This window comes from Nonomuraea jiangxiensis (assembly GCF_900099965.1).
GTDB lineage: Bacteria > Actinomycetota > Actinomycetes > Streptosporangiales > Streptosporangiaceae > Nonomuraea > Nonomuraea jiangxiensis.
Map to the genome: position 1 here is coordinate 310,522 of NZ_FNDJ01000012.1, position 24,790 is coordinate 335,311.

General features: G+C 72.1%; 22 protein-coding genes. 11 read left to right on the forward strand and 11 right to left on the reverse strand.

Annotated elements, in window-relative coordinates:
* Positions 1 to 74: 74 nt before the first annotated feature.
* On the reverse strand, positions 75 to 1,013 hold the full coding sequence (gene mtnA / locus BLS95_RS26825) for an S-methyl-5-thioribose-1-phosphate isomerase (RefSeq protein ID WP_090937138.1): 939 nt from the start codon (positions 1,011 to 1,013) through the stop codon (positions 75 to 77).
* 34 nt (positions 1,014 to 1,047) lie between these two features.
* Complete coding sequence (locus BLS95_RS26830) at positions 1,048 to 2,913, reverse strand: CASTOR/POLLUX-related putative ion channel (RefSeq protein WP_090936882.1); 1,866 nt, start codon at positions 2,911 to 2,913, stop codon at positions 1,048 to 1,050.
* Positions 2,914 to 3,008: 95 nt separating this feature from the next.
* Here BLS95_RS26830 and BLS95_RS26835 point away from each other — a divergent pair, with 95 nt between their 5' ends.
* Positions 3,009 to 4,664: a serine/threonine-protein kinase gene (locus BLS95_RS26835; protein WP_090936884.1), complete on the forward strand. Its 1,656-nt coding sequence runs from the start codon at positions 3,009 to 3,011 to the stop codon at positions 4,662 to 4,664.
* A gap of 61 nt (positions 4,665 to 4,725) precedes the next feature.
* Positions 4,726 to 5,841, forward strand: coding sequence for a DUF5925 domain-containing protein (locus tag BLS95_RS26840; protein ID WP_090936887.1), 1,116 nt, complete (start codon positions 4,726 to 4,728; stop codon positions 5,839 to 5,841).
* Positions 5,842 to 6,147: 306 nt separating this feature from the next.
* Here BLS95_RS26840 and BLS95_RS26845 read toward each other — a convergent pair whose 3' ends face one another.
* Entirely contained in the window at positions 6,148 to 7,482 is a 1,335-nt protein-coding gene (locus BLS95_RS26845) for an SWIM zinc finger family protein (RefSeq protein WP_090936890.1), read from the reverse strand.
* Between the two features lie 64 nt (positions 7,483 to 7,546).
* Here BLS95_RS26845 and BLS95_RS26850 point away from each other — a divergent pair, with 64 nt between their 5' ends.
* The 3 genes from BLS95_RS26850 to BLS95_RS26860 are packed head-to-tail and all read left to right on the forward strand — an operon-like array spanning position 7,547 to position 11,758.
* Positions 7,547 to 8,626: a C39 family peptidase gene (locus tag BLS95_RS26850; protein ID WP_245765295.1), complete on the forward strand. Its 1,080-nt coding sequence runs from the start codon at positions 7,547 to 7,549 to the stop codon at positions 8,624 to 8,626.
* A gap of 4 nt (positions 8,627 to 8,630) precedes the next feature.
* On the forward strand, positions 8,631 to 10,499 hold the full coding sequence (locus BLS95_RS26855) for a dipeptidyl-peptidase 5 (RefSeq protein WP_090936896.1): 1,869 nt from the start codon (positions 8,631 to 8,633) through the stop codon (positions 10,497 to 10,499).
* Positions 10,496 to 11,758 (forward strand): M20/M25/M40 family metallo-hydrolase, encoded by a 1,263-nt coding sequence (locus BLS95_RS26860; protein WP_090936899.1) that lies wholly within the window; start codon positions 10,496 to 10,498, stop codon positions 11,756 to 11,758. The genes BLS95_RS26855 and BLS95_RS26860 overlap by 4 nt, the downstream gene beginning before the upstream one ends.
* A gap of 33 nt (positions 11,759 to 11,791) precedes the next feature.
* Here BLS95_RS26860 and BLS95_RS26865 read toward each other — a convergent pair whose 3' ends face one another.
* From BLS95_RS26865 to BLS95_RS26875, 3 genes are all read right to left on the reverse strand, one after another.
* Positions 11,792 to 12,535 (reverse strand): DUF427 domain-containing protein, encoded by a 744-nt coding sequence (locus BLS95_RS26865; RefSeq protein WP_090936901.1) that lies wholly within the window; start codon positions 12,533 to 12,535, stop codon positions 11,792 to 11,794.
* A gap of 28 nt (positions 12,536 to 12,563) precedes the next feature.
* Positions 12,564 to 13,151, reverse strand: coding sequence for a phosphatase PAP2 family protein (locus BLS95_RS26870; RefSeq protein WP_090936904.1), 588 nt, complete (start codon positions 13,149 to 13,151; stop codon positions 12,564 to 12,566).
* 109 nt (positions 13,152 to 13,260) lie between these two features.
* Positions 13,261 to 13,728 (reverse strand): adenylyltransferase/cytidyltransferase family protein, encoded by a 468-nt coding sequence (locus tag BLS95_RS26875; protein ID WP_090936907.1) that lies wholly within the window; start codon positions 13,726 to 13,728, stop codon positions 13,261 to 13,263.
* A gap of 208 nt (positions 13,729 to 13,936) precedes the next feature.
* Between BLS95_RS26875 and BLS95_RS26880 the strand changes: the two genes are divergently transcribed.
* Positions 13,937 to 14,401 carry an ATP-binding protein gene (locus BLS95_RS26880; protein WP_245765296.1) on the forward strand — a complete coding sequence of 155 codons (465 nt, stop codon included), beginning with the start codon at positions 13,937 to 13,939 and terminating at the stop codon, positions 14,399 to 14,401.
* Here BLS95_RS26880 and BLS95_RS26885 read toward each other — a convergent pair.
* Both BLS95_RS26885 and BLS95_RS26890 read right to left on the reverse strand, forming a co-directional pair.
* Positions 14,398 to 15,369, reverse strand: coding sequence for a helix-turn-helix transcriptional regulator (locus BLS95_RS26885; protein WP_090936912.1), 972 nt, complete (start codon positions 15,367 to 15,369; stop codon positions 14,398 to 14,400). The two genes, BLS95_RS26880 and BLS95_RS26885, sit on opposite strands and share 4 nt — an antisense overlap.
* A 67-nt stretch (positions 15,370 to 15,436) precedes the next feature.
* Positions 15,437 to 15,775 carry a ribosomal maturation YjgA family protein gene (locus tag BLS95_RS26890; RefSeq protein WP_090936915.1) on the reverse strand — a complete coding sequence of 113 codons (339 nt, stop codon included), beginning with the start codon at positions 15,773 to 15,775 and terminating at the stop codon, positions 15,437 to 15,439.
* 203 nt (positions 15,776 to 15,978) lie between these two features.
* On the opposite strand from BLS95_RS26890, the gene thrS reads away from it, so the two are divergent.
* The 4 genes from thrS (at position 15,979) to BLS95_RS26910 (ending at position 20,716) form a co-directional block, all read left to right on the forward strand.
* Positions 15,979 to 17,154, forward strand: coding sequence for a threonine--tRNA ligase (gene thrS, locus BLS95_RS26895; protein ID WP_090936918.1), 1,176 nt, complete (start codon positions 15,979 to 15,981; stop codon positions 17,152 to 17,154).
* Between the two features lie 99 nt (positions 17,155 to 17,253).
* Positions 17,254 to 19,290: a TRAP transporter permease gene (locus BLS95_RS26900; protein ID WP_090936921.1), complete on the forward strand. Its 2,037-nt coding sequence runs from the start codon at positions 17,254 to 17,256 to the stop codon at positions 19,288 to 19,290.
* On the forward strand, positions 19,287 to 20,240 hold the full coding sequence (locus BLS95_RS26905; protein WP_090936924.1) for a TAXI family TRAP transporter solute-binding subunit: 954 nt from the start codon (positions 19,287 to 19,289) through the stop codon (positions 20,238 to 20,240). The genes BLS95_RS26900 and BLS95_RS26905 overlap by 4 nt, the downstream gene beginning before the upstream one ends.
* A gap of 173 nt (positions 20,241 to 20,413) precedes the next feature.
* Positions 20,414 to 20,716, forward strand: a complete 303-nt coding sequence (locus tag BLS95_RS26910) for a hypothetical protein (RefSeq protein WP_342742766.1) — start codon at positions 20,414 to 20,416, stop codon at positions 20,714 to 20,716.
* Here BLS95_RS26910 and BLS95_RS26915 read toward each other — a convergent pair.
* Positions 20,683 to 21,651: a magnesium transporter CorA family protein gene (locus BLS95_RS26915; RefSeq protein WP_245765297.1), complete on the reverse strand. Its 969-nt coding sequence runs from the start codon at positions 21,649 to 21,651 to the stop codon at positions 20,683 to 20,685. The two genes, BLS95_RS26910 and BLS95_RS26915, sit on opposite strands and share 34 nt — an antisense overlap.
* Positions 21,651 to 22,358 (reverse strand): DUF72 domain-containing protein, encoded by a 708-nt coding sequence (locus BLS95_RS26920; protein ID WP_090936928.1) that lies wholly within the window; start codon positions 22,356 to 22,358, stop codon positions 21,651 to 21,653. Before BLS95_RS26920 ends, BLS95_RS26915 begins: the two co-directional genes overlap by 1 nt.
* A 74-nt stretch (positions 22,359 to 22,432) precedes the next feature.
* Here BLS95_RS26920 and BLS95_RS26925 point away from each other — a divergent pair, with 74 nt between their 5' ends.
* The gene (locus BLS95_RS26925) at positions 22,433 to 23,851 is read left to right on the forward strand and encodes a YibE/F family protein (protein WP_143043880.1); all 1,419 of its coding nucleotides are present in this window, start codon (positions 22,433 to 22,435) and stop codon (positions 23,849 to 23,851) included.
* 13 nt (positions 23,852 to 23,864) lie between these two features.
* Here BLS95_RS26925 and BLS95_RS26930 read toward each other — a convergent pair whose 3' ends face one another.
* Complete coding sequence (locus tag BLS95_RS26930) at positions 23,865 to 24,755, reverse strand: NAD(+)/NADH kinase (RefSeq protein ID WP_090936930.1); 891 nt, start codon at positions 24,753 to 24,755, stop codon at positions 23,865 to 23,867.
* Positions 24,756 to 24,790 lie beyond the last annotated feature (35 nt).

Below are 24,790 nucleotides of genomic sequence, written 5' to 3' on the forward strand. Positions count from 1 at the left end.
TCCGAGAGTAGATATCGCGAACACTGAGCGTAACGCGCGGAGTGCCGGTGGGTCCCCGGGATCGGGATTTTCCGCTACGGCCTGATCACCCGCTGGTCCGTCACGATCGCGGTGATCAGGTCGTGCGGGGTCACGTCGAAGGCCGGGTTCAGCGCCCGTGTGCCCTCGGGGGCCAGCCGGGTCCCCCCGATGGTCACGATCTCCTCCGCGCCCCGGTCCTCGATCTCGATGTGCTCGCCGGACGGGGTGGCCGGGTCGATCGTGGACTCCGGCGCGACCACCACGAACGGCACCCCGGCCCGTTCCGCGCCGAGCGCGAGGGCGTACGAGCCGATCTTGTTGGCGGTGTCGCCGTTGGCGGCGATCCGGTCCGCGCCGATGAGCACCGCGTCGACCTGCCCCTTGGCCAGCAGGTACGGCCCGGCGGAGTCGGCGATGAGGCGGTGCGGCGCGCCCATCCTGGCCAGCTCCCAGGTGGTCAGCCGGGCACCCTGGAGCAGCGGGCGGGTCTCCAGGGCGAGCACCTCGGCCAGCCGCCCGCGCTCGTGCAGCGTCTGCACGACGCCGAGCGCGGTGCCACGTTCGACGGCGGCGAGCCCGCCGGTGTTGCAGACGGTCATGATCCGCAGCCGGTCGCCTTCGAGCAGGTCGGCCCCGCGCTCGCCCATGGCCCGGCAGGCGGCGATGTCGTCGTCGCGCACGCGCAGCGCGGCGGCCAGCACCGCCTCGCGGCCCCCGGACAGGTGCGCGGCCGCCCGGTCCACGCCCCACGCGAGGTTGACGGCGGTGGGCCGGGCGGCGCGGAGCGCGGCGATCGCGGCGAGGTCACCGTCGGCGAGCACGACTCCGAGCGCACCGGCCACGCCGAGCGCGGGGGCACCGCGCACGGCCAGCCGCCGGATGGCGTCCACCAGTTCCTCGACGGTGTGGATGCGCAGCATCACGCACTTGCCGGGCAGCAGGGTCTGGTCCACGAGCTCCACGGCGCCGTCGACCCAATCGATGGTCCTCACGGCCAAACGCTAACTTATCCGGCAACCCACACATTCAGCGCTCGGCGAGCACGATCACCGAGTCACCCTCGTCCAGCACGATGGGCTCGGCCTTGGCGGGGTTGAGGACGATGCCGTAGTGCGGGGGATCGTTCCTGGCCTGGGCGTTGCGGTAGCCGATGGCGGTCTCGCCCCTGCGCCGGGCGGCCTCCACGACCGTGGAGAACGTCACCTTCGTGCCCGGCCTGACGTAGGACGTGGCCGGGCGCGGGTAGATCTCGGACCCGCACGAGTCGAACAGGTAGGCGAACACGTCGGCGAGGTGGCGGTTCTCGGCCAGCTGGGCGAGGAGCAGGCCGATGACGGTGTCGCTGATCACGATGTCGTCGGCCTCGGTGACCTCGGCCAGGGCGCGGTTGTTCTCGTCGTGCATCTCGCTGACGATCGAGTAGTGCTCGCCGAGCGTGCTCTGCATGTCGCGGAGCTGCAGCAGCGTCATGAGCGTGCGCGTGTCGGAGTGGTGCGGGTCGAAGCGGTCGTCGGACAGCACGATGACGTGCTGGAAGAGGCCGATGCCGAGGGACTCCAGGGCCCAGCGGTCGGTGGTGTCGCAGTCCTTGACGTTCACGGTGAGGTTGCGCAGGCCCGCCAGGTTCGTGCCCGCCTTGGGGTGGTCGGCGGCGACCTCCAGCACCGAACCGGGGGCGACGTACCCGTCCAGGTAGCGCACGATCTGCTCGGCCCGGCCGTTCCAGTTGAGCAGGAGCGTGCGCTCCGGCTCGGTGGGCACGCCGGGCGCCATGACGATGGCGGACTCGTCCACGGAGGGCATGCCGGCGGCCAGGCTGATGTGGGAGTCGTCGTGCGCGATGACGATGACCTGGTCCTCGTCCGTGATGACGGTGTCCATGGGCGGGTTGAGCACGATGCCGGACGGGCGGCGCAGGCCGATCACGGAGGCGGTCTGGTAGGCGTGCAGCGCGTCGCCGTACGTCATGCCGACGGTCTTCTTGGGGGTGCGCAGGTAGATCTCGCCGCCGTCGAAGTTCAGCAGGTCCATGCAGACGACGGACATGCCGGACTGGCGCGAGGACTGCACGATCAGCCTGGAGGCGGTGTCGTCCGAGTCGACCAGGTGTACGTCGGGGCCGCCGGCCAGGCGGGCGGCGGCGATGTTGCGGCTGGAGGCGAGCGCCGCGACCACCGGCGGGTGGGAGCCCTCGCGCTTGGCCAGGGCCAGCAGGATCTTGATGACGTGCGCGTCCGGGTCCTCCTTGTCGGGCGAGAGCACCACGACGGAGTTGGCCGCCGCGAGGTTCATCAACGCGAGGTCGTGCGGCTCGGTGGGACGTCCGGTACGGCAGACCACCCGCGTCCTGCCGAGGTCGCCCACGTGCTCGCGGATGTCCTCCTCCATCTCCAGCTTGTCGCGCTCGGCGAGGATGGCGATGGCCGAGCTCCGCTGGCTGGCGTGCGCCTTGACCAGCTCGGCCACGATCGTGAAGATCTGGTCCGACCAGCCGAGCACCACCGTGTGGCCGGACTCGACGATGCGCGAGCGCCCCCGGCGCAGCCGGTCCACCTTCTCCTTCAGCCCGTTGGACAGCAGGCCGACGAGCAGGCTCACGATGAAGAGCCCGCCGAGCGACCCGGCGAACATCACCGCCATGTACGCGATGGAACCCTTGTCGCTGGAGATCTTGGCCGGGCTGAACGCGTGCATGAGCGCGATCCACAACACATGCCCCGCGCCTGTCACGCCGTCCGGCTCGTTCGGCGCCAGCCAGAGGGTGAGCGCCGCCACCACCACGATCAGCGCCACCGACACCACCGCCAGCCAGCCGATCAGCGACGCCGTCCCCCTGGACATGGTGTTGTCGAACCAGTACCGCAGTCTTTCGCGGACCGTGACCTTCGACACTTCCCCGATACCTCCACGTAAGGAGTGATTTATCCCAGCGGTACAAGGTACCGGGGGATCTTCGCTTCCGCAGGGCGACCGGTAACGTATCGGCCATGGCGACCCCCCTGACTGCGGACGACCCGGCGTCGCTGGGTGCCTTCCGGCTGGCCGGCCGGCTCGGCGAGGGCGGACAGGGCGTGGTCTATCTCGCCCACTCCCCCTCCGGGGAGCCGGTCGCGATCAAGCTGCTGAGCACGGGTGACAGGGAGACGCGGGCCAGGCTGGCCCGGGAGCTGGACGCGCTGGAGGGCATCGCCTCCTTCTGCACGGCGCGGGTGCTCGACGTCTCGGCCGACGGGCCGCGCCCGTACGTGGTGAGCGAGTTCGTCGACGGCCCGTCGCTGGCCGACCGGGTCCGCGAGCGCGGCCCCCTGCGCGGCGGCGACCTGGAGCGGCTGGCGGTCGGCACGGCCACGGCGCTGGCGGCCATCCACGCGGCCGGGATCGTGCACCGCGACTTCAAGCCGGCCAACGTGCTGCTCGGCCCCGACGGGCCCCGGGTGGTGGACTTCGGCATCGCCAGGGCCGAGGGGGCGGCGACGATGACGTCCGGGCTGATCGGCACGCCGGCCTATCTGTCGCCGGAGCAGATCGGCGGCTCGCCCGCCTCGCCCGCCTCCGACGTGTTCGCGTGGGCGGCCTCGATGGTGTACGCGGCGACGGGTGTGAGCCCGTTCGGGGCCGACACCGTGCCGGCGGTGCTGCACCGGGTGCTGCAGGCGGAGCCGGACCTGTCGGCCCTGCCACCGCGCCTGCGGGCGCAGATCGGGGCCGCCCTGTCCAAGGACCCGTTACGGCGACCGGCCGCCCAGCAGCTGATCGTCGCCCTGCTCAACCCCAACACGCCTGCCCCCCTAACACCACATCGAACCCAGCCGCCCCATGCAGCCCCGCCCCGCCCCGTCGGCCCTCACGGGACGCCGTCCGGCGTTCCCTCGCCATCGGCCACCGGGACATCCTCCGGCGGGCCGCCCTCACAGCCCGTCCCCAGCGGACCGCCCTCACAGTCCTTCCACGGCGGGCCGCCGCCACGGCACGGCCCTGTGGGGACGCCGTCCGGCGGGCCGCCCTCGCAGGAGGCCCTCACCGGCCCGCAGCGGGGGGTGGGGGCCACCACCGAGACGTCGGCACGTCCCCGTGGCCGGGGGCTGCTCATCGGAGGGGTGGCGGTGGTGGTGGCCCTGGCGGCGGGCGGCGCGGCCCTCTACGCCACCCGCACCCCGACCATGGGGGACGGCACCCCCACGTCCTCGGCGGCCCCGCCGCAGACCCTGACGGCACCCGCGACCCCGCAGGAATACCCTTCGGAGTCCCCGCCCGTGACGCACACGGCGACGCCCGTCCCGACCGGGCCCACCACCCCGGCCGGTGACCTGAAGATCCCGGCCGCCTACGAGGGCAAGTGGTCGGGACACACCACCAGTACCAATCCCCTGGACGCCGACGGCGCCGAGAACACGGTGGAGCTCGACGAGGGAGAGTCCAGCGCGTCCTGGTCCGAGGAGAACCAGGACGGCGACTGCACGGGCACCATCACCCTGACCAAGGTGGAGCCGCAGCGGCTGACCTTCTCCCTCGGGCAGAACGAGGGCAACTGCATCGCCGGCACCATCTGGCTGACGCTGAAGGACGACACGCTCGTCTACCTCTGGCGGGACGTGCCGGGCCTGGATCTCGTCACCCAGACCGGCACCCTCAGGAAGGGCTGACCGCGATTTTGTCGGCCAAAACCCTTCGACATCCGACCCGCTGAAGTAGATCATTGACCTTATGTCTGTGATCAGGGAGGTGCCGTTCCCCAACCGGGACTCCTCTGAGCTTCCCATGAACATCTGGATCGACGACTCCGACTCCGCCATCGACGTCATCGACGCCATGGCGCTGTCGCCGTTCGCGACGGGGGCCCAGCCGTGGTCGCGGCTGGCCCATCTGGCACGCGTACGCCCTGACGCGGCGCTGCGGCCCGCCGAAGGGCGCGTGCTGCGCACCGCGCGGGTCGAGGACGGCACCGAGTCGCGGCTGATCGGCGGTGACGGCTGGACGCTGTGTGTCGTGCGCCACCGCAACCGCACCGCCACCGTCAGCGTCACGGCCGTGAACGAGGACCTGGCCAAGTCGGTCCTCACGGAGAGCATCGACGGCGCGGAAGAGCCCATGCCGGAGGCCGACCACGTCGAGATGGGGTTCTGGTGGCGCGGCATGCACGGGGGCACCCGCTCGGAGAAGCCGATCACGGCGCAGCCCTGGAGCGAGGTCAGCGCGAACTACTCGGCCAAGGTCCGCCCGGCGCTCGACCGGCTGATGGCGATCACCCCCGGCGACGTGAGCGGCCGCCTCATCCTCCTGCACGGACAGCCCGGCACCGGCAAGACCACGCTGCTGCGCACGCTGGCCAGGCAGTGGCAGGAGTGGTGCCAGGTGGACTGCGTGCTCGATCCCGAGCGGCTGTTCGACGAGCCGGGCTACCTGATGGAGGTGGCGGTCGGCTACGACACGGACGACGAGGACACACCGCGGTGGCGGCTGCTGGTGCTGGAGGACTGCGACGAGCTGATCAGCGCGGGCGCCAAGGCCCAGGCGGGCCAGGGCCTGTCCCGGCTGCTCAACCTGACCGACGGGCTGCTCGGCCAGGGCCGCGACGTGCTGGTGGCGATCACCACCAACGAGGACCTGACCCGCCTCCACCCGGCGGTCGTGCGGCCGGGCCGCTGCCTGGCGCAGGTGGAGGTCGGGCCGCTGACCAGGGAGGAGGCGGTGGCCTGGCTCGGCACCACCGAGGGCGTCGGCCCTTCGGGGGCGACCCTCGCCCAGCTCTACGCCCTGCGCGCGGGCCGCGAGTTCCCCGCCCCGCCCCAGGGCGAGGAGTCCACCGGCCTCTACCTCTGACGCCGCCCGGCGGAGGCGCGGGCGAGCCTCCGCCTCCACCTCCGCCTCCGCCTCCGCCTCGGCCGCCACCGGCGCCGGTCCCGCCCCTGTTGGGCCCGGCGCCGCACCCGACGACACGGCGATCAACCACGGACGGCGCGTCCAGTTACGCCGAACAACCCGGCCGGTCAGACCACACGGCACGGCCCGCCAGGCCGGACGACACGGCCGATCACGCCGCACGGCCCCGGACGTCACGACCGATCACGCCGCACGGCCCACCAGGCCGGCCGATCACGCCGCGCGGCCCCGGACGGTCACGGGCGGTCACACTGGCGCTTCGACCGCGACGCGCGCCGCGATCCTGGCGGCCAGCACGTGCTTGCAGGGCCCGCGCGACCCCCGGTGGTCGAACCACCACGGGCACGTGCACTCCCCCTCGGTGACGCGGACCCGCCGCACCCCGCCGTCCGTCGTCACCTCGGCCGCGTCACCCCCGTCCAGCAGCCGCACGGCCCCGGACCCTGCCAGCGCCCTGGCCGCGGTGAGCCGGGGGTTGAGCTCGGCCACCTGCTCCCTGTCATAGGGCAGCTCCCGGTGGAAGTGGGCGGCCTCGTGCAGGTCGTAGCCCACCCGCCCGGCGGTGCCGAGCTGGGTGAGCGCGGCGCGTACGCGCCCGATGGGCAGGCCGGAGCGGTCGGCGAGCAGCCCCAGCTCGACCGTGGGCTCGAAGTTGAGCAGCATGCCCACCACGTCGGCGTCGCCCGCGGCCTCGTCGGTGGCCAGGTCGGCGAGCACGGCGCCCTCGCCGGAGAAGCCGCGCCACGGCTCGGGCGAGACGGCCAGGGTGTAGCGCATGCCGGGCAGCTCCAGCTCCCACGCGCTGGCCGTGGACGAGCCGTCGGCCGGGCCGTAGACCCGCAGCGCCTTGGCGAACCTGAGCAGCGGCATCAGCGTGGTCACCCGGGAGGCGCCCGACAGGCAGACGCCGCCGCGCCCGGGCGTGGCGGACACACGCAGGTCGCGACCGGCGGGCACGGCCCACACGGTGGCGCGGGCCGAGCGGGGCAGGGAGCGCAGGAACCGTACGGCGTGCGGCCCGGACAGCTCGGCCCGCAGGTCGAACCCGGCCGCGATCACCTGCACCTCCGCGAACCCGCGCAGCCATCGCGTCGGCAGCGGCACCTTCTTCTCCACCACGGCCCCGTCGAGCGTGGTCACCGTCAGCTCGTCGGGCCCGACGCCCAGGTGCAGCGGGTCACGGCCGCCCACCCGGGCCAGCGCCTCACGCAGCGGGCCGTTGACGTCGACGTTGGTGGTGCCCCGGTCGAGCACGTCGCCCTCCAGCTCCAGCACGTCGAGCCGGGCGTAGACGCCGCCGCACGCCGAGAACGACTCGAACCTGAGCCGCCCGCCGTCGCAGGTCACCACCGGGTCGCGGGTCCAGCCCGGCCGAGGCTTGTGATAGCGGGCGAGGGCGACGTCGGCCACCGCCAGCAGGCCCGCCGCGGCCGGGGCCGCCTGGGAGAGCAGCCCGCTGAAGAAGCGGGGATGCGTCTGGGGACCGGATAACGCCGTGCCGCCGGAGGTCGAGAGGCCGAGCCTGCCGTCGGCGAGTGTCGAGGGCCCGGCGTAGGAATACGCCTGAGTCGCGTGAGTCATGCCCCGAACTTTAAAGATCGGCACCGACACAATCGGGCTTTACGTAAACCATCCGATGTGCGACATGGAGTACGAAACCACAATGGTGCCGGTGCTCACCGTCGATCTGGCCCGCGTCAGCTTCACCCGCTTCGCCCTCCCCGCCGGCCCCGCCACGGCCGGCCGGTGGACGAGCGGGGAACGGCCGATCGGCTTCCCCGCCACCCAGCTCGTCCCCTCGTGGACGGCGCGGACCCCGCCGGGCTCCTGGATCGAGGTCGCGCTGCGGGCCACGACGGCGGGCGGTGAGCGTACCAAGTGGTATGTCATGGGCCGCTGGTCCGAGCAGGGCGACCCCCGTACCTCGGTGCCCGGGCAGGGCGACGAGGATGGAGACGTGGCGGTGGACACGTTCGTGGCCAGGCGGCCGGTGGTGGCCTACCAGGTGCGGGTCGTCCGGCACGGCGTGGGCGCCCGCGTGACCGGGCTGGGCGTGATGGCCTCGGCGCTGCCCCGGCTCCCGGTCACGCCGAGCGCCCCCGGCGGGGCGGGGCCGGTGGAGCTGGCCGTGCCCCGGCTCTCGCAGCACGCGCACGCCGGGCACCACCCGCGCTACGACGGCGGAGGCGCCAACTGGTGCGGTCCGGCCTCGGTGGCCATGGTGCTCGGCTTCTGGGGCCGCGGCCCGGCGCCCGCCGAGCTGGCCTGGGTCGGCGCCGGCGACCCGGCGCCGGTCGTGGACCACGCCGCCGCCGGCACCTACGACGAGAGCTACCAGGGCACCGGCAACTGGCCGTTCAACGTGGCGTACGCGGGGCGGTTCGGGCTGGCCGGGTTCGTGACGCGGCTGCGGTCGGCGGCGGAGCTGGAGCTGTTCGTCCGGGCCGGGATCCCGGTCATCACGTCGCAGTCGTTCAAGGCGCACGAGCTGCCCGGGGCCGGCTACTCCACCGGCGGGCACATCCTGGTCGTCACCGGCTTCACCGCCGCCGGCGACGTCGTGGTGAACGACCCCGCCGCGCCCGCCGAGGCCGGCGTGCGCCGGGTTTATCCGCGGGCGGCGTTCGAGAACGTATGGCTCAGGAGCTCGGGCAGCGGGGGCATCGCCTACGTCCTGCACCCGCCCGAGCATCCGCTTCCTTCCTGTATCAACGGTAATTGGTGAGTTCATGAGCATTAGCCCGATCGACGTAGCCCGTACCGACGGAGGCCCTCAATGGGTGGAAGCGGTGGCCACGCCCTCCGGTGTCGAGGTGTGGTGGGACGAGCCGCGCCCGCACGAGGGCGGCAGGCGCTGCGTGGTGCGCCGCCTGCCGGACGGCTCGCGGGCCGACGCCCTGCCGCCCGGCTGGAACGCGCGCAACCGGCTGGTGGAGTACGGAGGCCGCTCCTGGCGCCCGCTGCCCGGCGCCGGCCTCGTCTTCACGAATTGGGCCGACCAGCGCCTCTACCGCCTCGACGGCGCCGTTCCGGTGCCGCTCACCCCCGCGGGCGCCGCCCGTTACGGTGACCTGTACCTGCCGCCGGGCCGGGACGAGGTGTGGGCGGTACGCGAGAGGGACGACGTGCGGGACCTGGTGGCGGTGCCGCTCGACGGGGGCCCGCTCAGGGTCGTCGCCAAGGCCCAGCACTTCCTCATGAACCCCCGCCTGTCCCCCGACGGCCGCCACGTCGCCTGGATCGGCTGGGACCACCCGAACATGCCCTGGGACGGCACCGAGCTGTGCGTGGCGCCGCTCGGCGAGGACGGCACCGCGGGCCCGTACCGGGTGGTGGCGGGCGGGCCGGAGGAGTCGGTCACGCAGGCCGAGTGGCGCGACGCCGCCACCCTGTACGCGGTGACCGACCCCACCGGCTGGTGGAACGTGCACCTCGTGCCCCTGGACGGCTCGCCCGGCCGCAACCTCACCCCGGTGGAGGCGGAGTTCGGCGCCGCGATGTGGAAGCCGGGCCTGTCCTGCCTGGCCGTGGCGGACGACGGCACCCTGGTCGTCGTGTACGGCGGCCCGGACCACCGCCGCCTGGCCGTGCTGGACCCGGACTCGGGCGATCCGCGGGAGATCGGCGGCGGCCCGGACGGGCCCACGTACTGGTCCTCGACCGTGTCGGCCGCGGGCGGGAAGGCGGCGGCCGTGCGGGCGACGCCGTACACGCCGATGGAGGTGGCGCTGGTGGACCTCGACGACGGTACGTACGAGGTGGTGTCGGCGCCCAAGCCGCTGCCCGCACGCGAGCTGCTGCCCGTCCCCGAGGCCGTGACCGTCGAGGGCGTGCACGCGCACCTGTATCCCCCGGCCGCGGCGCGTGGCGGGCCCGCCCCGTACGTGATCTTCGTGCACGGCGGCCCCACCGGCAACCTGCCGATCGCGCTCGACCTGGAGATCGCCTACTTCACCAGCAGGGGGCTGGGGGTGGCCGTGGTGAACTACGGCGGCTCGACCGGCTACGGCAGGGCCTACCGCGAGCGGCTGCGCCACCAGTGGGGCGTGGTGGACGTGCAGGACTGCGCCAAGGTGGCCCGCGGCCTGGTGGAGCTGGGCCGGGCCGACGCCGCCAGGCTCGCCGTCCGCGGCGGCAGCGCGGGCGGCTGGACCACCGTGGCCGCGCTCGTGCACAGCGACGTGTTCGCGGGCGGGGTCGCGCACTACGCGATCACCGACCCGGAGAGCTGGGCCGCCGAGACCCACGACTTCGAGTCCCGCTACCTGGACGGCCTGGTGGGCCCGCTGCCCGAGACGCGGCAGCGCTACGTCGAGCGCTCCCCGCTCCTGAACGCCTCCCGCGCCTCCGGCCCGTGCCTCATGCTGCACGGCCTGGAGGACGCCATCGTGGACGTGAGCCAGGCGCAGCGGTTCACCGCAGAACTGGACAAGCATGGCAAAGAGTGGGCCCTGCTCACCTTCCCCGGCGAGCAGCACGGCTGGCGCAGGGAGGAGACTATCGTCGCGGTGCTGGAGGCCGAGCTGGCCTTCTACGGGCTGATCTTCGGCATGGAGACGCCCGGCGTGCCGCCTTTGACCTTGAAGGGAAGAGCGTGAAGAGCGTTGCCGAGATCTGCTCGGATCTGATCAGGTTCGACACCACCAATCCCGGCTCGGGTGAGCGCCCGGCGGCCGAATACGTGGCCACGCTGCTGGCGGACGCGGGGTTGGAGCCGGTGGTGTTCGAGTCGGCGCCGAGGCGGACGACGGTCGTGGCCAGGATCGACGGCGACTCCTCCGACGCGCTGCTCGTGCACGGCCACCTCGACGTGGTGCCCGCCGACCCGGCCGAGTGGCGGATGCACCCGTTCTCCGGGGAGATCGTGGACGGCTGCGTGTACGGGCGCGGCGCGGTCGACATGAAGGGGTCGTGCGCGATGACCCTGGCCACCGTGCTCGGCCTGGCCGCGCGGGGCGTGCGGCCGAAGCGTGACCTGGTGCTGGCGTTCCTGGCGGACGAGGAGGCGACCGGCGACTACGGCTCGCGGCACGCGGTCACCGAGCATCGGGAGCTGTTCGACGGGGTGACGGAGGCGATCAGCGAGTCGGGCGGCTTCAGCGTGGCCGCCGGAGGGCACCGGGTCTACCCGATCGCGGTGGGCGAGCGCGGCACCGCCTGGATGAAGGTGACCGCGCACGGCGTGGCGGGCCACGGCTCGCGCCCCGCCGTGGACAACCCGGTCGCGACGCTGGCGCACGCGCTGTCGCGGGTGGCCTCCCACCAGTGGCCGGTACGCCTGACGCCGTCGGTCGCGGCCCTGCTGGACAGCCTGTCGGAGATCACCGGGCAGCCGATCGACCTGGACCGCCTGGACGCGGAGGCCGAGCGGCTCGGGGCCCTGGGCAGCCTGTTCAGGGGCCAGATCCGCAACTCGGCGAACCCGACGATGCTGGAGGCCGGATACAAGGTGAACGTGGTGCCGTCGTCCGCCGGGGCGCACGTGGACGGGCGCTATCTGCCGGGGCTGCAGGAGGAGTTCCTGGCGACGATCGACGAGCTGCTCGGGCCCAAGATCACCCGGGAGTTCGTGAACCTGGAGGACGCGCCTGCCACGCCGTACCCGTCGCCGTTCTTCGACTCGCTGGCCGCCGCGCTGGTGGCGGAGGACCCGCAGGCGCGGCCCGTCCCCTATGTGATGGCCGGCGGCACGGACGCCAAGTCGTTCGCCCGGATCGGCATCGAGGGGTACGGCTTCGCGCCGCTCATGCTCCGGCCTGATCTGGACTATTTCGGCATGTTCCACGGCAAGGACGAGCGGGTGCCGGTGGAGGGCCTGGAGTTCGGCACCCGCGTCCTCACCCGCCTGCTCACCTGACGTCCCGGGCCGCCCCCTCGACCCGCCCGAGCTTCAGGAGAACTTGGTCTTCGGGCGTTCCTGGAGCTCGCCGTCCACGTAGATGTCGAGCTTCTCGTTGTAGAAGGCGATCAGCCCGGCGATCTTCTGGCTCTCCGGCAGCGGCGTCCGGTAGGACCAGGCGAGGTCCTTCCCGCCGTTGACCGACCAATATTCCGCCGTCCCCTTGTACGGGCAGGAGGTCGCGGTGTCGGTGGGTTCGAGCAGGTCCAGCCGTACGTCCGTCTTCGGCAGGTAGTAACGGGCGGGCAGCCCGGTCTCGAACAGGATGCGCGGGCTGTGGGTGTCGGCGACGGTGACGCCGTCCACCTCCACCCGCACGTGCCGGTTGCTGGCCAGGATGTCGACCCTCGTGTACGGGTCGCGCGGGTGCACGAACACCTCCTCGTCCTCCTCGAACCAGGCGTCCATGGCGTCCCACCGGAAACGTACGTGGCCGCGGATCTGCTCCAGCGGCGAGTCCCCGTAGACCAGCGCCGCCTCCGGGGCCTCCACGGCGCCCGAGGCGACCGTGTGGACCGCGGCGTCCCCCCGGCTCGGGGAGTGCTCGACGGCGCCGGTCGGCTTCAGCGCCGCCTCGTCCACGTCTTCCAGCGGGAAGTAGTACGTCGGATAGTACGGAACCTCCCATACCAACAGGGCCGAGGTGGTGTCGGCCACCACTCGGCCGCCGAGATAGGTCCTCACACGTTTGGCCGTGGGCTTTACGCGTACCCGGCCGCGGTTCGTGGCGTCCATGTTCGCGAAAACCCCGGCGGCGAACCCGCTATTCCACCCCGAAGGCCAGCAGCGTCAGCGACGTCGTCAGCGCGCCGACCACCGCTCCGGCCAGGACCTGGGCCCAGGTGTGGTGCGTGAGGCGTACCCGGGCCCAGGACACCAGCGCCAGCACGGCGGCACCCGCGATCGCGGTCGGCCAGGCGGGCAGGACGTGCGCGAGCACCACCACCGTGCCCGCCCAGACGGCGGCGTGGAAGGAGATCTTCCAGCGCAGCGTGATCGGCACGGTCACGCCCAGCGCCACCAGCATCGCCGTGACGGTGGCGACCAGCAGCGTGGGCGCGCCCAGCACGACCAGCAGGGCCAGCGCCGCCAGTACGGCCGCCGTCGCGGCCAGCAGCGGCCCGGTGCGGCGGGCGCGGTCCACGATGTGGTGGGAGTCGAGACGGCCGGAGCGCACGCCCAGCGCGATCACCGCCGCCGGGACGCCGCCGCACAGCGCCGAGGCCACCAGGCCCCACGCCGCCCCGCCCCAGCCCTGGGCGAGCAGGCCGACGATCGGCGGCATGACGATCACCAGCACCTGCGGTGCCAGCAGGTTCGTCACCCGTTTCGCCACGAGGTCGGCCGTCATGTCAGGAAGACTACGAGATCATGAACCGCGCCCCTCGCGAGGGGCACCCTTCCCAGCACCCTGACAGCCCCCCACCGACCCCTGCCGCCACGCGAGGCCCGCGCCGCGATCAGCCCTTTCCGGCCGCGTTCACGATGCGGGTGGTCGAGCGGCCGGGGATGGCCGCCATCTCCCAGCACTCGGCGCCCAGGATCGCGGCGGCGGCGGCGCGGGCCCCGGCGTGCGGGTCGCCCGCCGTGTGCGCCAGCGCCGCAGGACGCATCGGCGCCAGCAGGTCGATGTAGTCCTCGGGTCCGTGCGCCTCGGGCGGCCCCGTCACGACGAACACGCCGGTCACGAAGCGGAGCGCGGACAGCACCTCGGCCCGTTCCACCGCCGGGTTGAACGGGCGGGTCGGCCCCTTCCAGGCCCGCACCCGGGGGTCGTCCTCGACCCCGACGACCAGCGGCAGCCCGCGCGCCGCCACCGCCCCCAGATAGCGCACGTGCCCCACGTGCAGGATGTCGAAGACCCCCGTCACGACCGCCGCCCCGGGTTTGTCGTACGGCTGCACCCAGACGGCCTCCAGACTGCTCACACGACCTCCTCGGACGGCCGGGCGAGTAGGCTGCTGTGCACGACTTTGCTCCCCCACGGGCCTAGACGACTCGTCGATCGCAGCGTACTCGGTCGGCCTCCGCGGTCGCACAGGCGACCTTGAGAAAGGGCATTCCTACCTTTTCGCAATAATCTCCACCCCAGGTCTGGCGCGTCTCCTAACGTCACCGGATTTGGGGGAGGTCGCCGTGGCACAGCCGGACGTCAGACAGGCCGCTGGATCGGGGGACGGGGAGGATGAGTCCGGCCCGCACGACCGCATGGCCCGGCTGCCGGGGATGCCCTCCCAGGTGTCCAGGGCCAGGCAGCTCGTCACGTCCGCGCTGGGCCGCGACCACCCGTTCTACGACGACGTCGTGCTGCTCACCAGCGAGCTGGCCACGAACGCCGTCCTGCACACCAGGTCCGGCTGCGACGGCTCGTTCACGGTGACCGTGACGAGCTCGGACGCCCTGGTCAGGGTGCACGTCTCGGACGCCGGGTCGGAGGGGCCGCCGTGCGTGTGCCGTACCGGTGCGCAGGCCACCGGCGGGCGCGGCCTGCCGCTGGTCGAGGCGCTCAGCCACCGCTGGGGTTTCGTGCGGGAGGGCGGCGCCACGACGGTCTGGTTCGAGCTCGTGCACTCCGCCGTGCCCGCCGAGGTGGCGGTCTAAGGGTCCAGGCGGCACAGGCCCTCGGCGAGGGCCTTGGTGGTGAGCCGGGTGCGGCTGTCGCAGCCCAGCTTGGCGAAGATGTGCTCCAGGTGGGTGGTCACCGTGCGGACGCTGAGCACGAGCGCGGCGGCGATCTGCGGGTTGGAGTCCCCGGCCGCCACCCTGGTGAGCACGTCCACCTCCCGCCCCGTCAGGTCGTAGGGCAGCGCGCAGGGCCGCTCGGCCGCGATGGCTCCCTGTAACGACCCCTGGAACCCGACTCCCGCCCTGATCAGCCGTAACTCGTGCCACCGCCCGTCACGGTCGAGCCAGAGCCCGTGCCGGCCCAGCTCCCGCGAGTCGATGAACGCCCGGGCGAACGCCGCCGCCGCCGGATCCTCCCACAGCACCCGCGACACCGCGTGCCGGGGAACCTCGCGCCGCACGCCCAGCCGGTCGAACGCCACCGCGTGGAAGTCCGCGGGCAGCCCCACCGGGTCGATCACGCACCGGGTCAGGTCGGTGACGTGGGCCAGCATCGGGCTCGCCGCCGCCACCAGCCTCCCGGTGGCCCGCGGGAAGTCCCGCCGGGCGGTCAGGTGCAGCAGCCCCGTGTACCGCCCCTCGCTCAGGAACAGCGGCGCCGTCAGCCCGGCCCGCCAGCCGTGGGGGGCGAGATGGCGCCGGAAATAGCCCTCGGTGCCGGGCTCGGGCATCCGTACCGGCTCGCGGGTGGCCATCGCCCTCCGGTACGCCTCCAGCCCGGCGTATTCCTCGGCCGCGTCCCGGTCGATGCGCCCGTGCCCGTCGGAGATCACGCTGTGGTGCCGCCCCGTGGCCGGGTCGAACGCGACGAACTCGTAGGCGTCGTGCGGGATCACCCGCCGCAGCGCCGCCATCGCCCCGTGCGCGCCCCCGCCGCCCGCCACCTGGTAGCCGACCTCGGCGAACGCCTCCAAGTGGCGCACGTCCAAGGTGATCTCTACCACGGAGCCCTTTATATCATTTGCCCGAATTTCACCCCAGGACCGCGAAGGCCGGGGATCCGCCCCGCCGTCATCCGGTCCTCCGTAGCCAGCGCGTGTGCGCGGCCCAGGCCGTCGCAGCACCCACCGCGTACCAGAAGAGGTCGGGCGGGTTGAACGTGCTGCCCAGCAGTGGCCGCAGCATGGCAGGGATCTCGCCGAGCTGGGCGAACTCGATCAGCCAGCTCACCCCTGCCGCCACCACCGCCGCCGCCCAGGGTCTCACCCTGGGGAGGATCAGCACCACGAGCGTGTAGATCAGGACGGTGTAGAGGGCGTCGCCCGCGTACTTCGACACGGGGCCGTCGAACAACGCACGCACCCCCAACCCGACCGCAATCGTCAGGACGGCTGCGATGAGAACAGGCATACGGGACACCGGCGCCACGTTAGCGGCAATTCCGGGGACCGAACGCGGCCACCAGACCCACCGGCCGCGCGGATGCTATGGTCGGTGCCATGCAGCGCGCCTTCGTCACGACGACGCCGGATCTCCTCCCGGCGCGCTGAATCCATGCTTCCCGGGCGGACGCCCGGGACCTGGTCGTTCGCCCTTTCCCGTAAAGGACGATCATGAACGACCACCGCAAGCTCGGCCGTGAGCTGGGCATCTTCGACACCGACCCGCTGATCGGCGCGGGCCTGCCCTACTGGCTGCCCGCCGGGGCGGCCCTGCGCAAGGCCGTCGAGGACTATGTCCACGAGCTCGAACGCCGTAACGGCTACCAGCACGTCAACTCGCCCGTACTCGGCAAACGCGAGCTGTACGAGCGATCCGGCCACTGGGCGCACTACGCCGAGGACATGTTCCCGCCCATGCGGGTGGGCGGGGAGGAGTTCGTGCTGCGGCCCAGCCTGTGCCCGCACCACGCGCTCATTTACCGCTCGCGGCAACGCAGCCACCGCGAGCTGCCGCTGCGCGTGGCGGAGCTGGGCGGCATGTACCGTTCCGAGCTGTCCGGCGTGCTCGGCGGGCTGACCAGGGTGCGCTCCATCCAGCTCAACGACGGCCACGTGTTCTGCCCGCCGGAGGCCGCCGCCGCCGAGACCTCGGCCGCGCTCGACCTCATCGAGGCCGCGCACGCCCAGCTCGGCATCCGGGCCGTACGCTACCGGCTGTCGCTGGGCGGCGACGGCGGCAAGTACGTGGACGACCCGGGCATGTGGGCGCGTTCCGAGGCGATCCTGCGCGAGGTGCTGAAGCAGCGCGGCCGGGACTACGAGGAGGAACGCGGCGAGGGCGCCTTCTACGGCCCCAAGATCGACATCCAGATCGCCGACCCGGCGGGCCGCGAGAGCACCCTGTCCACCGTCCAGGTCGACCTCTACCAGCCCGGACGCTTCGACCTGCGCTACGTCGGCGGCCACCGGCCCGTCATGGTGCACCGCAGCGTCGTCGGCGGCCTCGAACGCCTGGCCGCGCACCTCGTCGAGGTGCACGGAGGCGCGTTCCCTGCCTGGATGGCGCCCGTACAGGCCGTGGTGCTGCCGGTGTCGGAGACCGAGTCGGCCGCCGCCGAGGACCTGCTGCGGCGCTGCGTGGCCGCCGGGTTGCGGGCGGAACTGGCGCCCGCCGACCGGGGCAGCCTGGGGGCCAGGATCAGGGCGCACCGGCTGGTGCCGTACCAGCTCGTGGTGGGGCCGCGCGAGGCGGCGAGCGGCCAGGCGTCGGTACGGCTGCGCGACGGCCGCCAGGCCGGCCACGTACCGGTGGAGCGGCTCGCGGCCGAATCGCGGCCCGTTTTCTGACGTCGCCGCGACCGGGAAATCAAAAAGGTAACGGCCCCTTCCCTAATGCAGTAAAGGACTCGTAAAGTCCCTGCAACACGCCGTGTCGGGGAGGACGACTTGACCGAGCTGAGCGACCGTGAGGCCGAGCTGGTTTCCGCGCACGAGCAGGAACGCCCGGCGCGGCAACTCGGCGGGGCCCTGCGGCTCGGCGTGTGGATCGTGGGCGGGTTGTTGTCCGTCTATTCGCTGGTCGTGGTGTTCCGGCCGGTCGAGGCGGTGGAGCATCGGATCACGTTCCTGGCGGTGGCGCTGCCGCTGGTCTTCCTGTGCTACCGGGCGGGGACGGGATCGCTGCTCCAGCGGCTCGGCCGACGCGGCGGCGGCACCCCGGCCCCTGTCCCGGTTCCCGCTCCCGAGCCCCAGGCCGAGCCCGCCGCCCCCGCCGCCTCCCCCGGGGGGACGCGGCGGGTGGAGTGGCCGAGCGTGGCCGACTGGCTGCTGGCCGCCGCCGCGCTGGCCGTGCTGGTCTACCCGCTGCTCGACATCGACGGCTTCCGCGACCGCGGCTCGGGAGCGGCCCTGACGGAGCTGGACATCGCGGCCGGGCTGGTGCTGACGGTGCTGCTGCTGGAGGCGGTACGCCGCACCGTCGGCTGGGCCCTGTCCATCATCTGCATAATTTTCCTGATTTATGCCTATTACGGTGCCTATTTACCGATCGATTGGACGATCGGGCACCGCGGATTCGACCTCAGCCAGATCGTGTCCCAGCTCTACACGGGCACCGAGGGTTTCTTCGGCGTGCCGATGCAGGTGGCGGCCAGCTACATCATCCTCTTCACCATTTATGGCGCCGTACTCGACTATTCCGGTGCAAGCCGCTTCTTCATCGACCTGAGCTTCGCCGCGTTCCGCAGGTCCCGCGCCGCCCCCGGCCGTACCGTCACCACGGCGGGCTTCCTGCTCGGCACGGTGTCGGGCTCCGGCGTGGCCACCACGGTGAGCCTGGGCAGCGTCGCCTGGCCGGTGTTGCGCAGGGCGGGCTATCCGAGGGAGCCGGCCGGCGGCATCCTGGCCGCCGCCGGCATCGGCGCCATCCTCTCCCCGCCCACGCTGGGCGCGGCGGCCTTCATCATCGCCGAGTACCTCAGGGTCAGCTATCTCCAGGTGCTCCTCTACGCCACGATCCCCACGATCCTGTACTACCTGGGCATCTTCCTGGCCATCGAGATCGACTCGCGCCGCTTCGGCACCCACGCCGTACGGGTGGACGCCCCCCGGGCGGGCAGGCTGCTGCTGCGCTTCGGCTACCACTTCAGCTCGCTGATCCTCATCATCGTGCTGATGGCGCTGGACCGCTCGGCGTTCCAGTCCGTGGTGATCGCCACCGGCATCGCGTTCGCGCTGTCGTTCCTCGACCCGCGGCACCGGATGGGGCCGAGGCGCGTCGGGCAGGCGCTGGCCAAGGGCACGCTGGAGGTGCTGCCGGTGACCGCGGTGTGCGCGGCGGCGGGCATCATCGTGGGCGTCATCACCCAGACGGGGCTCGGGCTCAACCTCAGCGGGATCATCGTCGACCTCGCCGCGGGCAACCTGATCCTGACGACGGTCATGTCCGGCGTCGCGGTCCTGCTGCTGGGCCTGGCCGTGCCGGTGACCGCGAGCTTCATCATCGCCGCGGTGATCATCAGCCCGGCGCTCATGGCGCTCGGGGTGACGCAGCCCGAGGCGTACATGTTCATCTTCTACTACGCGGTGCTGTCGGAGGTGAGCCCGCCCACGGCGCTGTCCGCGGTGGCGGCGGCCGCGATCACCGGCGGCAACACGTACCGGACGATGATGATGACCTGGCGTTACACGCTGCCGGCGTTCCTGGTGCCGTTCGCTTTCGTGCTGACGCCGAACGGGCAGGCGCTGCTCGGGCAGGGCCCGATCGGCACCGTGCTGCTGATGACCGCCGTCTCGGCGGTCGCGGTGGCCGCGCTCGCGCTGGCCACCGGCGGCCTGAGCGGCTGGCCGGAACGCCTGCTGGCCGCGGTGGCCGCGGTGCTGCTGCTGTTCCTCGAACCCGTCCCCATCGTCGCCGGCCTGGCCGTCCTGGCCCTGGCCGCCGCCGTGCACCTCGTCAGAAGCAGGAGAAGGGACCCAGCTTGAAGCGGATCACAGCGATCGTGGCGGCGGCCGTCCTGGCCGTAGCGGGTTGCGGCAGCGGAGGAAGCGGCGGCGGCGGGTCGGGCAACCGGCTCTCCATCGCCACCGGCGGCACGACGGGCGTCTACTACGTGTACGGCGGCGGCCTGGCCAAGCAGCTCTCGGCCAACATCGCCAACACGCAGGCCACCGCGTCGGTCACCTCGGCCTCGGTGGAGAACATCAAGCTGCTGGCCTCCGGCCGGGCCGACATCGGCTTCTCCCAGGCCGACACCGCGGCCGACGCGGTCAACGGCAAGGACACGTTCACGGCGAAGCAGCCGGTCAAGGCCCTGGCCCGCATCTACGACAACTACGCGCACGTCGTGGTCTCCCCGGGCGTCCAGGCGGCCAAGGTCGCCGACCTGAAGGGCAAGGTCGTCTCGCTCGGCCCGGCCAACTCCGGCACCCAGGTGGTGGCCAGGCGCATGCTGGAGGCGGCCGGCCTGAACCCCGACACCGACATCACCAAGCAGCAGCTGTCGATCAACGAGTCGGTGCAGGCCGCCAAGGACGGCACCGTCGACGCGTTCTTCTGGGTCGGCGGGCTGCCCACCAGCGGCATCACCGATCTCGCCACCAGCAAGCCGGACATGAAGCTGCTGGACACCAGTGACGTGCTGGCCAAGATGCAGGCCACGTACGGCGAGCAGTACGTCGGCCTGGACGTCGACCTGGCCACCTACAAGCTGCCCGGCACCGTCAAGACCGTCGGCATCGCGAACGTGCTGCTGGTCCCCGACAAGATGAGCGACCAGCTCGCCTACGACATCACCCGGGTCCTGTTCGAGAAGAAGGCGGAGCTGACGGCGGTGCACCCGGAGGCCGAGAAGCTCGATGTCCAGCTGGCCCAGCAGGTCGCGCCGGTCCCGTTGCACCCGGGGGCGGCCCGCTACTACCAGGAGAAGGGCTGATCAGGCTGGCGCTGGCGCTGGTCGCGGCGATGGCGCTCGGCTCCGGCGGCGGCGCCGGGCGCCTCACCGTAAACGGCCTCCCCATCCACCAGAGGTTCGCGATCGGGTATGTTCATACGGTTTACCAAGCCCCCTCAGCCGAACTCTTCGAGGTGCGGGACCACCGTTTCACCATGTGGGCGATCATCTCGACCAATGACAGCGTGCTCGACTACTACGCCCTGGCCGGCACCCGCTCCCGCACGCCCAACGGGTTGTGGATGCTGCGCCTGGCCGAACCCGCCACGTACGAGGAGTTGTCGCTGCTCACCACCCCGCTCGGCCGCAGGACCCTGCTGGCGGGCGGCCGCTGCCTGCCTCTCTATCCCGCCTCGGGGGCCGCCGAGGTGCGCCTGGCGGTGGAGCTCACGCCGGATCCGCGCGGCGAGCCCTGTCTCCCGCCCTACAGCCAGTCCTTCTTCTTGAACGCCGCGTAGAGCGCGATCGAGGTCAGCGCCACCAGCACCAGGGACGTCCAGAACCCCCACGACTGGCCCTCGCCCGGGTAGGGCACGTTCTGCCCGTAGAAGCCGGTGATCATGGTGGGCACCGCGATGATCGCGGCCCAGCTCGTGACCCGTTTCATGATCTCGTTGAGCCGGAAGCCCTGCTGGGCGAGGCGGGTCTCGCGGATGTTGGCCAGCATGTCGCGGATGGACTCCACCCATTCGGCCACGCGCAGGACGTGGTCGTAGACGTCCTCGTAGTAGGGCACCAGGACCGGGTCGGAGACGATCTCCTGGTCGCGGCGGAGCAGGGTGCTGACCACCTCGCGCATCGGCATGGTGATCTTGCGGAGCTTGGCGGTGTTCTTCCGCAGGGCGTACATGGCGCGCTGCAGCTCCCTGCCGTCGCGCACCTGGTCGTCGAACACCGACTCCTCCATCGCCTCCGCCTGCGCGTCGAGGTCCTGGACCAGCTCGAACTGGCCGTCCACCACGTAGTCGAGCAGGCCGTGCAGCAGGAAGCCGACGCCGTGCTCGGCCAGGCGGGGGGACGCGTCCCAGCGCCGGACCACCTCGTCGATGTCGAAGTGGTCACTCTCCCGTACGGTGACCAGGGCGTTGGGGGTGACGAAGATGTTCACCTCGACGGGGTCGAGCCGGTCGTCGTCGAAGTGCACCCCGTAGACCGTGATGAACAGGTGGTTGTCGTAAATGTCCACCTTCGGCCGCTGATGGTCGGACAGCACGTCTTCGACCGCCAGCTCGTGCAACCCCAGCTCCTCGCCGATCACGCCGAGGTCCGCGGGCGACGGGGAACACAGGTCGAACCACACCGTATTGCCCGGATCGCTGACATATTCGGAGACATCCTCGATCGGGAAGCCTTCCTTCTCGAGGATCCCATTTCTGTAAAGACGTGTATGCACTAGCCGAGTCTGGCAAATCGTCTTGCGTTCCGCACAGCCGCTCCTTCTGGGTCGTTGTTGAAATAGACGTACACGTCCTGCCAGCCCGCCTCATGCAGCCGCCCGGCCCACGTCTTCAGGGCCTTGTCGCCGTACTCCCAGCCGGCGCGGCCCTCGTGCAGGCGCACGTAGCCCCAGTCCGCGGTACGCCAGAGCGGGCTCTGCGGCCGGCCCAGCCGGTCGGCCCAGCACAGGGCGGCCCCGTGCCGGTCCAGGATCTCGCGTACCTCCTGGGTCCACCAGGAGTCGTGCCGGGGCTCCACGGCCACCCGCGTGCCCGCCGGGAAGCAGCCCAGGCACCGGTCGAGCCGGTCCGGAGCGACCTTCAGGGTGGGCGGGAGCTGCAGCAGGATCGGCCCGAGCTTGCCCTTCAGCTCGGCGGCGGCCCCCATCAGCCGCTCCACCGGCTCCTCCGGGTCGGCCAGCCGCTTGATGTGAGTGAGGAACCTGCTGGCCTTGACCGCCATCACGAACCCTTCTGGCGTGCGGTCACGCCAACCGGCGAACGAGTCGGCCGTCGGCAGCCGGTAGAAGGCGTTGTTGCTCTCGACCGTGGCGAACTCCTCCGCGTACGTCTCCAGCCACAGCCGCATCGGCAGCCCCGGCGGGTACAGCACACCCCGCCAGTGCCTGTACTGCCACCCGGAGGTGCCCACCAGCCACGTCATGCCGTTGGCCCTACCCAGCGCGGCGACGTGCAGTACTGTCCTTGTTCGTCACCCGGAGGAGGACCTTTCACACGATGGGCGCCAATCACGCGCACGGCACCGCCGTGCCCGCCTCCCGGCGTACGGTGCTGGCCAGCCTGGCCGTGCTGGTGCCGCTGGCGATCGTCACCCTGGCGGGCCTGCTGTGGCTCTGGCCGGACGGTGGGAAGGACCTCGGGGGGCAGCCGTCCCCGGTCGAGCGGCTGAGCGGCACGGTGGCCCTCGTCACGCTCAAGCAGTGCCCGGACGTACCCGAGGGCGCGCCCCGGCCGGACCCCGCCACCTGCGGCACCGCCGTGGTCAAGGTCACGGACGGGCCCGAGGCGGGCAGGAACGTCACGCTCCGCCTGCCCGGCGCCCCCGGGTCCCCGCGGTTCGCGGCGGGCGACGACGTGATCCTGCTGCGCGAGGCGGACGGCGCGTACCAGATCTCCGATCATGACCGGGCGACGCCGCTGTGGTTGTTCGGGGCGGCGTTCGCGCTGGCGGTGATCGCCTTCGGCCGCTGGCGCGGGGTGACGGCGCTGGTCGGGCTGGTGGTCACGTTCGTGCTGCTGCTGACGTTCGTCATTCCGGGGATCCTGGAGGGCAGGTCGCCGATGCTGGTGGCCATCGTCGGGGCGGCGGCGATCATGCTGACGGTGCTCTACCTGACGCACGGCTTCTCGCTGCCCACCTCCATGGCCGTGCTCGGCACCGTGGCCAGCCTGGCGCTCACCGGGCTGCTGTCGTACGTGGCGCTGCGGCTGGCCGAGCTCAACGGGGTCACCGACGACAGCGCGCTGACCCTGGGCATGAGCCTGTCGATCGACACGCAGGGGCTGCTGCTGGCCAGCATCATCATCGGCGCGCTCGGGGTGCTCGACGACGTCACGGTGACGCAGGCGGTGACGGTGGCCGAGCTCGCCCACGCCAACCCGTCCTACGGCTTCACCCGCCTCTACCGGGCGGCCGGCCGGGTCGGGCGGGCGCACATCGCCTCGGTGATCAACACGATCATCCTGGCGTACGCGGGGGCGTCGCTGCCGCTGCTGCTGCTGTTCAGCATCGGGGAGCAGCCGCTGGGTGACGTGCTGACGACGCCGGTCGTCGCCCAGGAGATCGTCCGCAGCATCGTCGGCACGCTCGGCCTCATCGCCGCCGTCCCGATCACCACCGCCCTCGCCGCGCTGGCCGCCACCCGCCGCCCCGACCCCGACGAGCCCGCCGGCCACGGACGGGAAGAGCCCGCGGACCACGGCTTCTTCACGCCGCACGCCTTCGAGCCGCACGACCGGCACCCCGCCGCCGACCCCCACGACCGGCGATCCCCCACCCTTGAGCCGCCCGACCGGCGATCCGCCACCCTTGAGCCGCCCGACCGGCGATCCTCCACCCTTGAGCCGCCCGACCGGCGATCCGCCCCTCGTGAGCCGTCCGACCGGCCCGCCCGCCACCGACGGGCACGCGCCTGAGACCCGACCAGGGTCACTCGATCGCGGCGCTGCCGTCCACCCGCAGCTTGCGCCGGGCGCGCTCGTAGAAGGTGGTGCCGACGCGCACCACCTTCGCCGCCCCAGGCCAGGCGCGGACCCTGACGGTGTCGCCGGGGCACAGGTGCCCGACCACCGTCCCGTCGACCTCCACCGCCAGCCGCCCGCTGCTGGGCAGCACCTCCAGCGTCACGTCCTCGTCCGCGGGCAGCACCAGGGCCCGGTTGAACGCCGAGTGCGCCGCGGCGGGTACGACCAGCACCGCCTCAAGCCGGGGCGAGACGATCGGCCCGCCGGCGGAGAAGCTGTAGGCCGTGGAGCCGGTGGTGGTGGCCACGATCACGGCGTCGGCGGCGTAGTTGACGAAGGGGCCGTTCGCCGGGGTGCCGTACCTGACGTGGGGGCTGCCCGACGGGGTGACGGACACGGCCGCCAGCCCGTCGCCCGGGATTCTGACCAGCGCGATGTCGTTGAACGCGGTCACCGCCACGCCCCCGATCTCGCTGCGGATCGCCATCCGCGGCTCGATCGTGTAGTGGTGGCCGTCGATGGCCGACAGCGTCGCCTCCAGCTCGTCCACGTCGATCTCCGCCAGGAACCCGAGCCGTCCCAGGTTGACCCCGAGAATGGGCGTCGGCCGGCCGGCCAGCAGCCGCATGGTCCGCAGCATCGTGCCGTCGCCGCCCAGCCCGACCAGCAGGTCGGCGCGCTCCACGAGGCTGACGGCGTCGACGGGCACGGCGCTGCAGTCGATGCGCCCCACCTCCTCCGGCAGGCCGAGCACGGTGACCCCCTTGTCCCCGGCCCAGCTCAGGATGGTGTCGATCGCCTTCTTGGAGTCGCGCTTGGGGTGCAGTACCAGCCCGACCGTCCCGACCATGCCCATAAGGCCCACCTTAGGCGATCCCGTGCACCCCGTTC

Bases quoted from the DNA above. Each gene is read 5' to 3' on its own strand.
- BLS95_RS26835 (WP_090936884.1), top strand. From the start codon at position 3,009: ATGGCGACCCCCCTGACTGCGGACGACCCGGCGTCGCTGGGTGCCTTC.
- BLS95_RS26855 (WP_090936896.1), top strand. From the start codon at position 8,631: ATGAGCATTAGCCCGATCGACGTAGCCCGTACCGACGGAGGCCCTCAA.
- BLS95_RS26865 (WP_090936901.1), bottom strand. From the start codon at position 12,535: ATGGACGCCACGAACCGCGGCCGGGTACGCGTAAAGCCCACGGCCAAA.
- BLS95_RS26850 (WP_245765295.1), top strand. From the start codon at position 7,547: ATGGAGTACGAAACCACAATGGTGCCGGTGCTCACCGTCGATCTGGCC.
- BLS95_RS26845 (WP_090936890.1), bottom strand. From the start codon at position 7,482: ATGACTCACGCGACTCAGGCGTATTCCTACGCCGGGCCCTCGACACTC.
- BLS95_RS26925 (WP_143043880.1), top strand. From the start codon at position 22,433: ATGGGCGCCAATCACGCGCACGGCACCGCCGTGCCCGCCTCCCGGCGT.
- BLS95_RS26890 (WP_090936915.1), bottom strand. From the start codon at position 15,775: ATGCCTGTTCTCATCGCAGCCGTCCTGACGATTGCGGTCGGGTTGGGG.
- BLS95_RS26840 (WP_090936887.1), top strand. From the start codon at position 4,726: ATGTCTGTGATCAGGGAGGTGCCGTTCCCCAACCGGGACTCCTCTGAG.
- BLS95_RS26920 (WP_090936928.1), bottom strand. From the start codon at position 22,358: ATGACGTGGCTGGTGGGCACCTCCGGGTGGCAGTACAGGCACTGGCGG.
- BLS95_RS26910 (WP_342742766.1), top strand. From the start codon at position 20,414: ATGTGGGCGATCATCTCGACCAATGACAGCGTGCTCGACTACTACGCC.
- BLS95_RS26930 (WP_090936930.1), bottom strand. From the start codon at position 24,755: ATGGGCATGGTCGGGACGGTCGGGCTGGTACTGCACCCCAAGCGCGAC.
- thrS (WP_090936918.1), top strand. From the start codon at position 15,979: ATGAACGACCACCGCAAGCTCGGCCGTGAGCTGGGCATCTTCGACACC.
- BLS95_RS26870 (WP_090936904.1), bottom strand. From the start codon at position 13,151: ATGACGGCCGACCTCGTGGCGAAACGGGTGACGAACCTGCTGGCACCG.